Annotated in this window: 12 protein-coding genes, 1 other RNA gene and 1 other annotated feature; of the genes, 11 read left to right on the top strand and 2 right to left on the bottom strand. The window is 45.0% G+C overall.

What is annotated here, in order from left to right; translation table 11 throughout:
• The first annotated feature begins 115 nt into the window (after positions 1-115).
• The 6 genes from MY9_RS13670 to dtd all read left to right on the top strand — a co-directional run bounded on the left by MY9_RS13670 (position 116) and on the right by dtd (position 6,782).
• The gene (locus MY9_RS13670; protein WP_014664813.1) at positions 116-613 is read left to right on the top strand and encodes a cation:proton antiporter regulatory subunit; all 498 of its coding nucleotides are present in this window, start codon (positions 116-118) and stop codon (positions 611-613) included.
• A gap of 74 nt (positions 614-687) precedes the next feature.
• A complete protein-coding gene (locus MY9_RS13665) occupies positions 688-1,011 on the top strand; it encodes a LapA family protein (protein WP_014664812.1) in 324 nt (107 codons plus the stop codon).
• Positions 1,012-1,077: 66 nt separating this feature from the next.
• Complete coding sequence (gene recJ / locus MY9_RS13660; RefSeq protein WP_014664811.1) at positions 1,078-3,438, top strand: single-stranded-DNA-specific exonuclease RecJ; 2,361 nt, start codon at positions 1,078-1,080, stop codon at positions 3,436-3,438.
• Positions 3,439-3,443: 5 nt separating this feature from the next.
• Positions 3,444-3,956 (top strand): adenine phosphoribosyltransferase, encoded by a 513-nt coding sequence (locus MY9_RS13655; protein WP_014477521.1) that lies wholly within the window; start codon positions 3,444-3,446, stop codon positions 3,954-3,956.
• A gap of 168 nt (positions 3,957-4,124) precedes the next feature.
• Complete coding sequence (gene relA, locus MY9_RS13650; RefSeq protein ID WP_003229747.1) at positions 4,125-6,329, top strand: GTP diphosphokinase; 2,205 nt, start codon at positions 4,125-4,127, stop codon at positions 6,327-6,329.
• 12 nt (positions 6,330-6,341) lie between these two features.
• Entirely contained in the window at positions 6,342-6,782 is a 441-nt protein-coding gene (gene dtd / locus MY9_RS13645; protein ID WP_014664810.1) for a D-aminoacyl-tRNA deacylase, read from the top strand.
• A 26-nt stretch (positions 6,783-6,808) separates the two neighbouring features.
• Here the strand turns inward: dtd and MY9_RS13640 are convergent, their stop codons facing one another.
• Positions 6,809-8,365, bottom strand: coding sequence for an SH3 domain-containing protein (locus MY9_RS13640; RefSeq protein ID WP_014664809.1), 1,557 nt, complete (start codon positions 8,363-8,365; stop codon positions 6,809-6,811).
• A 132-nt stretch (positions 8,366-8,497) separates the two neighbouring features.
• On the opposite strand from MY9_RS13640, the gene MY9_RS13635 reads away from it, so the two are divergent.
• The 5 genes from MY9_RS13635 (at position 8,498) to MY9_RS13615 (ending at position 13,215) form a co-directional block, all read left to right on the top strand.
• Positions 8,498-8,668, top strand: a complete 171-nt coding sequence (locus MY9_RS13635) for a YrzK family protein (RefSeq protein WP_014664807.1) — start codon at positions 8,498-8,500, stop codon at positions 8,666-8,668.
• A gap of 59 nt (positions 8,669-8,727) precedes the next feature.
• Positions 8,728-8,960: a binding site (T-box leader), on the top strand.
• Positions 8,961-9,049: 89 nt separating this feature from the next.
• On the top strand, positions 9,050-10,324 hold the full coding sequence (hisS, locus tag MY9_RS13630; protein ID WP_014664806.1) for a histidine--tRNA ligase: 1,275 nt from the start codon (positions 9,050-9,052) through the stop codon (positions 10,322-10,324).
• Between the two features lie 13 nt (positions 10,325-10,337).
• On the top strand, positions 10,338-12,116 hold the full coding sequence (gene aspS / locus MY9_RS13625; protein ID WP_014664805.1) for an aspartate--tRNA ligase: 1,779 nt from the start codon (positions 10,338-10,340) through the stop codon (positions 12,114-12,116).
• A gap of 60 nt (positions 12,117-12,176) precedes the next feature.
• A non-coding RNA gene (gene ssrS, locus MY9_RS13620) (6S RNA) lies at positions 12,177-12,369 on the top strand.
• An 81-nt stretch (positions 12,370-12,450) separates the two neighbouring features.
• Positions 12,451-13,215: a tRNA threonylcarbamoyladenosine dehydratase gene (locus MY9_RS13615; protein ID WP_014664803.1), complete on the top strand. Its 765-nt coding sequence runs from the start codon at positions 12,451-12,453 to the stop codon at positions 13,213-13,215.
• Between the two features lie 39 nt (positions 13,216-13,254).
• Here MY9_RS13615 and MY9_RS13610 read toward each other — a convergent pair whose 3' ends face one another.
• Positions 13,255-14,520: a replication-associated recombination protein A gene (locus tag MY9_RS13610; RefSeq protein WP_014664802.1), complete on the bottom strand. Its 1,266-nt coding sequence runs from the start codon at positions 14,518-14,520 to the stop codon at positions 13,255-13,257.
• Positions 14,521-14,603: the final 83 nt, after the last annotated feature.

Here is a 14,603-nt window from a genome sequence, read left to right as displayed (position 1 = left end):
GTTTCATTGAACTTAAAACAGGCATTTGCTATAATGACATACGCTTACATTTAAACATATATATGGTGTTAAACGTGTTTGTGACTGGTTTTCAGATATGTAGGAGGGTTTATATATGAGGGTTCGCGAATCAGAGCTGCCGGGCATAGGACAAAAAGTTGAAATGGTTACTAGAAACCGTGATAAAATTTCAATTATCATTCATCATGACGGACGGAGAGAGCTTTACTATTTTGACGAAAACGACCATGAAGAATGTGTTGCCTCCATGCAGCTTGATGACGCTGAAGCAAGGCAGATTTCTGCAATTCTTGGCGGAATGGCATATAAACCGAAAGCAATAGAACAGGTTGAGTCAGCCCTTGATGATTTTATGATAGAGTGGTGTAAAGCAGAAGCGGGAGCGCCTGCCATTCATCAGACGATTGGTGATTTGGATATGGGGCAGGAATATCATGTGACGGTCATTGCAATGATTAAGAAGAATCAGGATAAACAACTAAATCCGAGCTCTGAAACAATCATTGATGAAGGCGATACACTTGTCATGTCCGGTGAGGGAAACGGACTGAAGAGGCTGATCCGGGAAAAATTGACCGCAAACATGGCTTAACCTAGTGTTAAGCCATGTTTAAAACCAGTCTTGATAGGGAAAGTTACCTCAATAAAAAGTTTGGGGGAAAGAGAATGAATAAACAATGGACCATTATTTTCGCACTTATTTTTACCTTAATTGTCGCTATTTTTGCAGTTATTAATGTTCGATCCGTAGAAGTTGATTACCTGTTTGGCAGGTCAGAATGGCCGCTTATTCTTGTTATTTTAGGCTCGGTTTTAATGGGAGCGCTCATTGTATTTTCTGTCGGCATTTTTCAGGTGATGAAATTAAAGCGGGAAATCAAAACGCTGCGGAAAGAAAATAGAGCTGCAATCCATAAACAAGAGGATATCCAGCTTGCTGATCAGACCGACACACAGGATGCTTCAGCCATGATTGAGAAAAAAGACTAGTTTTCGAATATTATTTGAAACCCTTCAGCCTGCTCTAGTATAATAGGGTGGTTGAGGGGTGAATTTATGTTAGCGTCAAAAATGCGATGGGAAATCCAGCGACCAGATCAGGATAAGGTCAAATCACTCACAGAACAATTGCATATAACACCTCTTGTTGCGTCCCTGCTTGTAAAAAGAGGCTTTGATACGGCAGAAAGCGCTAGGCTGTTTTTACATACAAAGGATGCCGATTTTTATGATCCTTTTGAAATGAAAGGCATGAAAGAAGCGGCAGATCGAATAAAACAGGCGATTTCACAACAAGAACAGATTATGATATATGGCGATTATGACGCCGATGGGGTTACCAGTACGTCAGTGATGCTTCACACGCTGCAAAAACTATCGGCTCAAGTTGATTTTTATATACCTGACCGTTTTAAAGAAGGATATGGACCTAATGAACAGGCGTTTCGTTCGATTAAAGAACGGGGCTTCTCTTTGATCATTACGGTTGATACAGGAATTGCCGCTGTGCATGAAGCGAAGGTGGCGAAAGAACTCGGGCTGGATGTCATTATTACAGATCATCATGAACCGGGACCGGAGCTTCCGGATGTCCATGCGATCGTCCACCCGAAGCAGCCGGGCTGCACTTACCCGTTTAAAGAGCTTGCAGGGGTCGGAGTCGCGTTTAAGCTGGCCCATGCTTTATTGGGTGAACTTCCGGATGAACTGCTTGACCTGGCGGCAATCGGCACCATTGCTGACCTTGTCCCGCTGCATGACGAAAACAGATTAATTGCAACACTAGGACTTGAAAGGCTCCGGCGGACAAACCGGCTCGGCTTAAAAGAACTGATTAAGCTGTCAGGCGGAGACATTGGAGAAGCGAACGAAGAAACTGTCGGATTTCAGCTCGCTCCAAGGCTGAATGCCGTCGGAAGAATCGAACAGGCGGACCCAGCTGTTCATTTGCTCATGTCAGAGGATTCGTTTGAAGCGGAAGAGCTTGCCGCAGAAATTGACCAGCTGAACAAAGAGCGCCAAAAAATGGTCAGCAAAATGACGGATGAAGCGATTGAAATGGTTGAACGGCAAGGGCTCGATCAAACTGCAATTGTCGTGGCAAAAGCCGGATGGAACCCGGGAGTCGTCGGGATTGTGGCCTCAAAGCTTGTGGACCGTTTCTATCGCCCTGCTATTGTGCTTGGCATTGATGAAGAAAAGGGGATCGCTAAAGGTTCGGCCCGAAGCATCAGGGGATTTAATTTATTTGAGAGCCTTTCTGAATGCAGAGATATTCTTCCTCATTTCGGCGGCCATCCAATGGCAGCGGGGATGACGCTCAAAGCCGAGGATGTGCCGAATTTGCGAAGCAGGCTGAATGAAATAGCGGACAATACGCTTACGGAAGAGGATTTTGTTCCTGTACAGGAAGTCGACCTTGTCTGCAGCGTCGAGGACATTACAGTTGAAAGCATCACAGAAATGAACATGCTTTCTCCTTTTGGCATGCTGAACCCGAAACCGCACGTTCTCGTAGAAAACGCAGTACTGGAAGATGTCCGCAAGATAGGGGCAAATAAAACTCATGTCAAAATGACGATCAAAAATGAGTCGTCTCAGCTTGATTGCGTCGGTTTTAATAAAGGTGAGCTCGAAGAAGGCATCGTACCTGGATCAAGAATTTCCATTGTCGGTGAGATGTCAATCAACGAATGGAACAATCGGAAAAAACCGCAGCTTATGATAAAGGATGCCGCTGTTTCTGAATGGCAGCTGTTTGATTTAAGGGGAAAACGGACGTGGGAAGATACAGTTTCCGCCCTCCCATCTGCTAAACGGGCCATTGTCTCTTTCAAAGAAGACTCAACAACACTTCTTAAAACTGAAGGCCTTCGTCAAGAAGTGCAGGTCATCAGCTCAGAAGATCAAGCAAAGGCGTTTGACCTCGATGGTGCATATATTGTATTGCTGGATCCGCCGCCTTCGTTGGACATGCTCGCACGTTTGCTGGAAGGAAAGGCGCCTGAGCGGATATATTTTATTTTTCTCAATCATGAGGACCACTTTTTATCGACTTTTCCCGCAAGAGACCACTTTAAATGGTATTATGCGTTCTTGCTGAAAAGAGGCGCTTTTGATGTGAAAAAACACGGTTCAGAGCTTGCAAAACATAAAGGCTGGTCTGTTGAAACAATCAATTTCATGACAAAGGTGTTTTTTGATCTCGGTTTTGTTAAAATAGAGAATGGTGTGCTGTCTGTTGTGAGCGGAGCAAAGAAACGCGACTTAACAGACTCACAAACATATCAGGCGAAACAGCAGCTGATGGAACTGGATCAAAAGCTGAATTATTCTTCTGCTGAAGAGCTGAAGGAATGGCTGAATAAGCTGATGAAACAAGATTCAGAGGCTTATGAAAGTACGAGGAGGACATAAAACAGATGGATTTAAAACAATACGTAACAATTGTACCGGATTACCCGAAAGAGGGCGTGCAATTTAAAGATATTACAACACTGATGGATAAAGGTGATGTATACCGCTATGCCACAGATCAAATTGTTGAATATGCGAAAGAAAAGCAAATCGATTTGGTCGTTGGCCCTGAAGCGCGCGGCTTTATTATCGGCTGTCCCGTTGCTTACGCGCTTGGCGTAGGTTTTGCGCCGGTCCGCAAAGAAGGCAAATTGCCTCGTGAAGTAATCAAAGTGGATTATGGCTTGGAATACGGAAAAGACGTATTAACGATCCACAAAGATGCGATTAAGCCTGGTCAGCGTGTGCTTATTACAGATGACCTGCTTGCGACAGGCGGCACAATTGAAGCGACAATCAAACTTGTTGAAGAACTTGGCGGCGTTGTTGCTGGTATCGCTTTCTTAATCGAGCTTTCTTACCTTGACGGCAGAGATAAGTTGGAAGATTATGACATCTTAACATTAATGAAATACTAAGGATAATCGCATAACGAAAAAAGCACTCCATGTCAGGGTGCTTTTTTCCTATTGTTTTGCATTTATTTTATATAATATTTGGCTATTTGAACTTCTGCTCTTTACATCTTTCGTTTTTTTCTTGATAATAAACTACAATACAGTTTACATTTTAAAAAAGGTGATTCCATGGCGAACGAACAAGTATTGACTGCCGAGCAAGTTATTGATAAAGCGCGAAGCTATCTATCTGATGAGCATATCGCATTTGTCGAAAAAGCATATCTGTACGCTGAAGATGCTCACCGCGAGCAATACCGCAAATCGGGCGAGCCATATATTATTCATCCGATTCAGGTTGCGGGGATTCTCGTCGATCTTGAAATGGACCCTTCCACAATTGCGGGCGGATTTTTGCACGATGTGGTGGAAGATACAGATGTGACGCTCGATGACCTGAAAGAAGCATTTTCCGAAGAAGTGGCAATGCTTGTAGACGGCGTAACAAAACTCGGCAAAATTAAATATAAATCTCAAGAGGAACAGCAGGCGGAAAATCATCGCAAAATGTTTGTCGCTATGGCTCAAGATATCAGGGTCATATTGATCAAGCTGGCGGATCGTCTTCACAATATGCGGACACTGAAACATCTGCCTCAAGAAAAACAGCGAAGAATCTCCAATGAAACGCTGGAAATTTTTGCTCCTTTGGCGCATCGTCTCGGGATTTCAAAAATTAAATGGGAATTGGAAGATACGGCGCTCCGTTATTTGAATCCTCAGCAATATTACAGAATTGTCAACCTCATGAAGAAGAAACGCGCAGAACGTGAGCTCTATGTCGATGAGGTTGTCAATGAAGTGAAGAAACGTGTCGAAGAAGTGAATATCAAGGCTGACTTCTCGGGACGTCCGAAACATATTTACAGCATTTATCGAAAAATGGTGCTGCAAAATAAGCAATTTAATGAAATTTACGATTTGCTGGCTGTCCGTATTCTTGTGAATAGCATAAAGGACTGCTACGCGGTGCTCGGCATCATTCACACATGCTGGAAACCGATGCCCGGAAGATTCAAAGATTATATCGCAATGCCGAAGCCGAATATGTATCAATCGCTTCATACAACGGTTATCGGCCCTAAAGGCGATCCGCTGGAAGTGCAGATCCGCACCTTCGAAATGCATGAAATCGCTGAATACGGGGTTGCGGCTCACTGGGCTTATAAAGAAGGGAAAGCAGCCAATGAAGGCGCAACCTTTGAGAAAAAGCTTTCTTGGTTCCGTGAAATTTTAGAATTTCAAAATGAATCGACAGATGCAGAAGAATTTATGGAATCGCTCAAAATTGATTTGTTTTCTGACATGGTGTATGTCTTTACGCCAAAAGGAGATGTAATCGAGCTTCCGTCCGGTTCTGTTCCGATTGATTTTTCTTACCGGATTCACTCTGAAATCGGCAATAAAACAATCGGTGCCAAAGTGAACGGAAAAATGGTTACGCTTGACCATAAGCTTCGGACAGGTGATATCGTTGAAATTCTCACTTCTAAGCATTCCTATGGTCCGAGCCAGGATTGGGTGAAGCTTGCCCAAACATCCCAAGCGAAGCATAAGATCCGTCAATTCTTTAAGAAACAGCGACGTGAAGAAAATGTCGAAAAAGGCCGTGAACTGGTCGAAAAAGAAATAAAAAACCTGGATTTTGAATTGAAGGATGTCTTAACACCGGAGAATATTCAAAAAGTTGCTGACAAATTTAATTTCTCAAATGAAGAAGATATGTACGCAGCGGTCGGCTACAACGGCATTACAGCTCTCCAGGTGGCAAACCGCCTAACAGAAAAAGAGAGAAAACAGCGCGATCAGGAAGAACAGGAAAAGATCGTTCAGGAAGTCACCGGGGAACCTAAGCCATACCCTCAAGGAAGAAAACGGGAAGCTGGTGTTCGCGTCAAGGGCATCGACAACCTCCTTGTCCGTTTATCAAAATGCTGCAATCCTGTGCCGGGTGATGATATTGTCGGCTTTATCACAAAAGGCAGAGGGGTTTCGGTCCATCGCGAAGATTGTCCGAATGTCAAAACGAATGAAGCCCAAGAGCGGCTGATCCCGGTAGAGTGGGAACATGAGTCACAGGTTCAAAAGCGCAAGGAATACAATGTTGAGATAGAGATTCTTGGGTACGACCGTCGCGGATTGCTGAACGAGGTGCTTCAGGCAGTGAACGAAACAAAAACAAATATTTCATCTGTCTCTGGCAAATCGGATCGCAATAAAGTGGCAACCATTCATATGGCGATTTTTATTCAGAACATCAATCACTTGCACAAAGTCGTCGAGCGTATTAAACAGATTAGAGATATCTACTCTGTGCGCCGCGTCATGAACTAAAGGGGTTAGAAAATGAGATTAGTTGTTCAGCGAGTAACAGAAGCAAGCGTTACAGTGGACGAAGAGGTCGTCGGCAAAATTGGACAAGGCCTCATGGTGCTGGTCGGCATCACTCACGATGACACAGAAGAGGATGCAGCTTATTTAGCCGATAAAGTTGTCAATCTCCGTATTTTCGATGACAGTGTAGGAAAAATGAATCTGTCTCTTTTAGATATAGGAGGAGAAATTTTATCTGTCTCACAGTTTACGCTTTATGGAGATACGAAAAAAGGGCGCCGGCCGAACTACATGAATGCGGCCAAACCTGATAAAGCTTTAGGCCTTTATGAAAAATGGAATGACCTGCTTCGTGAAAAAGGAATCAAAGTAGAGACCGGAACGTTTGGAGCCATGATGGATGTTCAGCTTACAAATTCCGGACCGGTCACGCTTATAATGGATTCAAAATAAAAAAAGCTGCCAAGAGGCAGCTTTTTTTATTGGAAGTATTTCTCTAATCCGCTTTCGATCCCATCTGTTACTTTTTCTTGGTATGAATTGCTATGTACAATGGCTTCTTCCTGCGGATGGCTTACATATCCCAGCTCATACAGCATAGCGGGCTGTCTGTTTTCCCGGAGCACATAATAATCCCCGAATAATACGCCGCGGTCTGGAATGGAAGACCGCTTTACCACTTCAGAGTGGACATCTGATGCGAGTTCCTGATCTTTGGCAGGGCTGTAGTAGTAAGCAGTACTGCCTCTTGTGGAGGTATCCGCATAGCTGTCATAGTGAATGCTGATAAAGGCGTCAGCGTTGCGATAGTGAGACGTGGAGACCCGTGACTGCAGGCTGACAAAGGTATCATCCTGGCGTGTCACATACACATCTGCCCCAGCCGATCTAAGTTTGCTGGCGAGCAGTTTTGCCGTTTTGATCGTCAGGTTTTTCTCGAATTTCCCCGAATACCCGATTGTTCCGCTGTCTTTTCCACCGTGTCCCGGGTCAACAATAATCGTTTTATTGTTGAGAGAGCCGTTTCCAGACGGAGAATCAGAGACTGGCGGTTCACCTGCTTCTTCTGCGCTTTTAGATGTTTGGACTACCCAATTGGCTACATAAGCAGTCTGCCCGTTATCAAGTTTGATTTCATACCAGTTTCCCTTTGAACCGGTAATGGCGTATGAATCTCCTTTGGCAGCACGCTCAACGATCGAAGCTGATGTTGACGCATCGCTTCTTAGATTCGTTCCTCCGTACATAATATAGGCTTTTTTAGCGGAGGACGAACTGCCTGCATTTGCCGAATTCTCAGCTGGATCAGAATTAGTCAAAAGGTAATGGCTTGCAACCCAGCCTTTCAGCCCATTCACCTCAATGTGAGCCCAGCCATTTTTCTCGTTGAGAACCGTCAGTATCGTTCCGCGGTCAAGTTTTGTTATAATTGCCGCGTCATGTGAGGCGGAGGCTCTTACATTTAGTGAAGAAACACCGACTGTGCCCGTGGTTGACGCACCGGAATCCTCGGTTTGGTCACTCTCATTAGATGCTGAACTGCTGCCTCCTGACGTGACATACTCAGATGACACCCATCCGGTGGCATTTTGATAGGAAATCTTGATCCAGCCCGAATCTTTATCAATGACAGATGCTTGGCTGCCTTGCGGGAATTTGCCGATGACTTCGTATGAAGTACCCGGGCCGGTTCTCATCCGCAGATCGGGGTCTGTTGATGTCACAGTGTCACTGCTTCCTGAAGAGCTTGTGCTGGCCTGGTTTTCCTTTGTAATTAGCCAGGAGACTACCCAGCCCTTTTCTCCGGAACCAAGCTGGATCTGCACCCAGTCCCCATCTTCCTTTAAAATGGGATAGCGTTCTCCCTTTTTTACTTCCGCTGTAATGCCGTAGCTAAGCCCCGGGCCGCTTCTGACGTTCATTTCATTTGTTGCGATGACTGCTTCTCCTTGAGCGGCTGTAACGGATGAAAATGTCGGGAAAAGCGCTCCGGTGAAAATAATACATACAATAAGGACAAAGTATTTCTTGCTCATTGTGTCCTCCTTTCAGATGATCATTAAAAAAGCATTCTTGTTTAATATCGTAAAGTCCTTTCTGATTTTTAAATAAAAATAAAATGATTTGTTTATACTAAGCGTAAATACAATCAAAAAGGTGTGCAAATCATGAAATATCATCCAAAAATGGGACGGGCATTTCAAGACGGTGAAGCAAATCTGCATTACAGCGATCACGCAGATCCCGATACGACTGGTTATCTAACGGAAACAGCATCTGAATTTGGTCTTATGTCCAAAGAAGCAGCGCTGAGGAAAAACAACCGGAATAAAGCTTGACAGAGAACCCCAATCCCATTATTATAATAGAAATTGAGTACATAGCAAATGATGAAAGATTTGAACCAATAATGGAGAAGAGTAGGTCAGATTGCATGGCTAGAGAGGAACCCGCCCCAGGCTGAAAGCGGATCCCATTGCGTCTTTCTCGAAACAACACTCCGGAGGTTTCCTGCTGAACGCGTGAATAACGCCATTAGGCAGCGAACGTGAACCTGCGTTAAAGGATCGAGCGGGAATATGAACATATTCCAACTAGGGTGGCACCACGGGTATAACTCTCGTCCCTACTATCATGTATAGTAGGGGCGGGAGTTTTTTTCATTTTCATCATGAACGACAATTGTATATTTTAAAAGGAATACATAAGGAGGTCTACTTATGGGATATAACATTCCAAGAGGAACACAGGATATTCTGCCTGGAGAATCAGATCGCTGGCAGTTTGTTGAACAAATTATGAGAGACACTTGCCGCACTTATCAATATAAAGAAATCCGCACACCGATTTTTGAGCATACAGAACTGTTTGCCAGAGGTGTCGGAGAATCAACAGATATCGTACAAAAAGAAATGTATACCTTCGAGGACCGCAAAGGCAGAAGCCTGACGCTTCGTCCGGAGGGAACAGCTGCTGCGGTTCGCGCTTTTAATGAAAACAAGCTGTTCGCAAATCCTGTACAGCCGACAAAGCTTTATTATGTAGGGCCGATGTTCCGTTATGAACGTCCTCAGACGGGCCGTTACCGCCAGTTTTATCAGTTTGGAATTGAAGCGATTGGCTCGAAAGACCCAGCAATCGACGCTGAAGTGATGGCGCTTGCGATGAGTATTTATGAAAAAGCAGGTTTAGAAAACGTTAAGCTTGTCATAAACAGCCTCGGCGATCAAGCTAGCCGCAAAAGCTACAGAGAAGCGCTCGTGAAACACTTCGAGCCGCGCATCGAAGAATTTTGTTCAGACTGCCAGTCACGGCTGCACACAAATCCGCTTAGAATTTTGGATTGCAAAAAAGACCGTGATCATGAGCTGATGAAATCGGCACCTTCGATTTTGACATATTTAAATGAAGAATCTGCCGCTTATTTTGAGAAAGTGAAACAATACTTAAGCGATCTTGGCATTTCGTATGAAATTGATCCGAACCTTGTGAGGGGGCTGGACTATTACAACCACACCGCATTTGAAATTATGAGCGATGCGGAGGGCTTCGGCGCGATTACGACACTTGCCGGCGGCGGACGCTACGACGGGCTTGTCGAACAGATCGGCGGACCTGAAGCGCCGGGCATCGGATTTGCGATGAGCATCGAACGCCTGCTTGCCGCAATTGATGCTGAAAAAAGAGAGCTGCCTGTTGATAAGGGAATCGACTGCTATATCGTCACACTCGGCGAAAAAGCAAAGGATTATTCTGTTTCATTGGTGTACAAACTGAGAGAAGCAGGCATTTCCAGTGAAATCGATTATGAAAATAAGAAAATGAAAGGCCAGTTTAAGACAGCTGACCGCTTGAATGCGAGATTTATTGCGATTTTGGGTGAAGATGAGCTGGCCCAAAACAAAATCAATGTAAAGGATGCACAGACGGGCGAACAGATTGAAGTGGCACTTGATGAATTTATACATGTAATGAAGGCAAACCAAAAGGGATAAGGAGTGGAACACATTGTTTGGTAGAACATATTATTGCGGTGAAATAACTGAACAAGCAATCGGTGAATCTGTAACGCTGAAAGGCTGGGTCCAAAAAAGACGGGACCTCGGCGGATTGATTTTTATTGACTTGCGTGACCGTACGGGAATTGTTCAAGTCGTTTTTAACCCAGATGTGTCAAAAGAAGCGCTTGCTATTGCGGAAGGCATCAGAAATGAATACGTGCTTGATATTCAAGGGAAAGTGGTGGCGCGTGAAGAGGGAACAGTTAATCCGAATTTGAAAACAGGCGCGATCGAAATTCATGCTGATGGAGTGAACGTATTAAATGCTGCAAAGACACCTCCATTTGCGATTTCTGATCAAGCAGAAGAGGTATCAGAGGACGTTCGTTTAAAACACCGTTACTTAGATTTACGCAGACCGGCTATGTTCCAGACGATGCAGCTGCGCCATAACGTGACGAAAGCTGTTCGCAGCTTTTTAGATGAAAACGGGTTTCTTGATATTGAAACGCCGATTTTAACAGGAAGCACGCCTGAAGGCGCACGTGACTACTTGGTGCCGAGCCGTGTGCATGAAGGTGAGTTCTACGCGCTGCCGCAGTCCCCGCAGCTATTTAAACAGCTTCTGATGGTATCAGGCATTGAACGATATTATCAAATTGCCCGCTGTTTCCGCGATGAAGACTTGCGCGCGGACCGCCAGCCTGAGTTTACGCAAATTGATATTGAAATGTCCTTTATGAGCCAGGAAGACATTATGTCATTGGCTGAGGAGATGATGGCAAAGGTTATGCGTGAAACAAAAGGTGTGGAACTTAAGCTTCCTCTCCCTCGAATGACGTATGACGAAGCAATGAACAAGTACGGTTCTGATAAACCGGATACGCGTTTTAACATGCTATTGACGGATGTGTCTGACATTGTAAAGGATACGGAATTTAAAGTGTTCTCATCAGCTGTAGCAAACGGCGGCGTGGTCAAAGCCATCAACGTAAAAGACGGTGCTGGCGACTACTCCCGAAAAGACATCGACGCTCTTGGCGCTTTTGCTGCAAACTACGGGGCAAAAGGGCTTGCCTGGGTGAAAGTTGAGGCAGACGGAGTGAAAGGCCCGATCGCTAAATTCTTTGATGAAGAAAAGCAGTCTAAGCTGATTGAAGCACTTGATGCTGCTGAAGGTGATTTGCTGCTGTTCGGAGCGGATCAATTCGAAGTTGTGGCCGCATCACTCGGCGCCCTGCGCTTAAAGCTTGGGAAAGAACGCGGACTGATTGACGAAAAATTGTTCAATTTCTTATGGGTCATCGACTGGCCGCTATTAGAGCATGATCCGGAAGAAGGCCGTTTTTACGCAGCGCACCATCCGTTCACAATGCCTGTCCGCGAAGATCTTGAGCTGATTGAAACAGCGCCTGAAGACATGAAAGCACAAGCCTATGACCTCGTTTTAAACGGCTATGAGCTTGGCGGCGGTTCAATCCGTATTTTCGAAAAGGATATTCAGGAAAAAATGTTTGCGCTTCTCGGCTTCTCACCAGAAGAAGCGGCTGAACAGTTCGGATTCCTGCTGGAAGCATTTGAATACGGCGCTCCTCCGCACGGCGGAATCGCACTCGGCTTAGACCGTCTCGTTATGCTTCTAGCTGGACGTACGAACCTGAGAGATACGATTGCATTTCCGAAAACGGCAAGCGCAAGCTGCTTGATGACAGAAGCGCCAGGCGAAGTAAGCGATGCTCAGCTTGATGAGCTTCATCTTTCTATCAAGAAAAAAGTTAAGAACTGAATGTGCAGTTCGATTCTTGAAAATCAAAATCGTCTGTGATATGATTTTGACAAGTTAAATAAAGTCCTGATGTGTTAGTTGTACACCTAGTTTTGACCGAACATTTTTTTGATTTGGGAGCCCGCATTTTTAAATGGCGTACATGCCTCTTTTCATTCGGTAAAGAGGACTTACAAGATTTAAAAGAGGGCACCCACCTGCTGAGAGCGGGTTCAAAACAAAGGAAAGCTGCAACGGCACTATTGGGACTTTATTTTTTGTGCGCAGAAAAACGGCTGCTCATGAATCAGCCATTTTATAGATGAAACCAGAATACGAATGTGGAGTGAGGTTCTTGTTACACCAGTTTTCACGCAATGAATTAGCTATCGGAAAAGAAGGCCTTGAAACGCTGAAAAACAGCACGGTGGCTGTACTTGGGGTTGGCGGAGTCGGGTCGTTCGCGGCGGAAGCGCTCGCGCGGTCAGGCGTCGGCCGCATTCTGCTTGTCGACAAAGATGATGTGGACATTACAAATGTAAACCGTCAGCTTCACGCGCTGCTTTCAACTGTCGGACAGCCGAAAGTTGATTTAATGAAGGAGCGGATCGCTGACATTAACCCGGAGTGCGAAGTGATCGCGTTAAAAATGTTCTATACGGAAGAAACGTACGAGCAATTTTTTGACTATAATCTCGACTATGTCATTGACGCGTCAGACACGATTCATTATAAAATCCATTTAATGAAAGAATGTCTGAAACGGGATATTCCGCTCATTTCCAGCATGGGTGCCGCGAACAAAACGGACCCGACACGCTTCCAAATCGCAGATATTTCAAAAACGCACACTGATCCAATTGCGAAGGTCGTCCGTACGAGATTACGCAAAGAGGGCATCAAAAAAGGCGTTCAAGTGATTTTTTCTGATGAAAGCCCGATTGTCATTCGGGAAGATGTCAGAAAAGAAGTGGGAAATGACGAAGCGAAAATCCGTAAAGCGAAAATGCCGCCATCCTCTAATGCGTTTGTGCCGTCAGTCGCAGGCTTGATTATGGGCGGACATGTTGTCATGGATCTTTTGAAAGACATTGAAATCAAACGCGTAAAGGATAAATAACGCATAAAAACAGCCTTGAAGAGCAAGGCTGTTTTTGTTTTATTTTCTTTTCATTAATTTGTCGTACACCTGCTTTAAGGCGGATTCGAACTTTCCTGTCTGTTTCGGCTTGTAGTATTGCTTATTCTTTAAAGGATCAGGGAGATATTGCTGTTCGACCCATCCATTGTCGTAATTGTGCGGGTATTTATAGTCGATTCCTCTTCCTAATTCCTGAGCTCCTTTATAATGCGCGTCCTTTAAATGCTTCGGTACATCACCGATTTTTCCGGCTCTGATATCAGCCAGAGCCTCATCAATTGCCAGAATGGCTGAGTTTGATTTCGGTGAGAGGCAAAGCTCAATGACTGCGTTGGCCAGCGGGATTCGCGCTTCGGGAAAACCGACTCGCTCAGCGGTCTGAATAGCGTGCAGCACTCTCGGACCGGCTTGCGGGCTTGCTAAGCCGATATCTTCATAGGCGATGACGAGCAGGCGTCTTGCGATGCTCTCCAGATCACCGGCTTCAATTAATCTTGCCAAATAGTGAAGAGCAGCGTTGGCATCAGAGCCGCGGATCGATTTTTGAAAAGCGGACAGCACATCATAATGCGCGTCACCATCTTTATCGTGAGAAAAGCTCTTTTTCTGCAGACATTCTTCCGCAGTGTCTAATGTAATATGAATCACACCGTCTGCTGACTCCTTCGTTGACAACACGGCCAGCTCAAGTGCATTTAAAGCGGAGCGGACATCTCCTCCGCATCCGTGAGCAAAATGCTCCATCGCCTGATCATCAATGGATACAGAATATGTGCCAAGGCCTCGATGTTCATCATGAAGGGCCCTTTCCAGCGCTTGTTTGATCAGTTCAGGTGTTAACGGCTCAAGCTCAAAAATCTGGGTCCGGCTTCTGATCGCCGGATTAATGGCATGATACGGGTTAGCCGTAGTTGCTCCGATCAAAATGATCATCCCATTTTCTAAATAGGGCAATAGAAAATCTTGTTTTCCTTTATCCAGCCTGTGGACTTCATCCAGAATCAAAATCACTTGGCCGGACATTTTGGCTTCTTGGGCGACGATTTCCATATCTTTTTTATTGTTAATGACAGCATTCAGCTTTCGAAAAGCAATACTTGTTGAACCGGCGATTGCTGTGGCGATTGATGTTTTTCCAATTCCGGGCGGCCCGTACAAAATCATGGATGACAAATGTTTTGCCTGGACCATTCTGCCGATAATTTTATCTTCGGCCACCAGATGCTGCTGGCCGATAATATCCTCTATTTTTGTCGGACGCATTCGATATGCCAATGGCTTCATCTATCATCTCTCCTTACTTAATTACAGGGTAACGGAAAACCGTACATTAGAAAAGGGGAAAGGCCCGTTTCCTTTTGCCTCAA

The organism is Bacillus sp. JS, from assembly GCF_000259365.1.
GTDB classification, from domain to species: Bacteria; Bacillota; Bacilli; order Bacillales; family Bacillaceae; genus Bacillus; species Bacillus stercoris.
The sequence above is the reverse complement of the archived record's forward strand: the minus strand, read 5'-3'. Positions and strand labels throughout refer to the sequence as shown.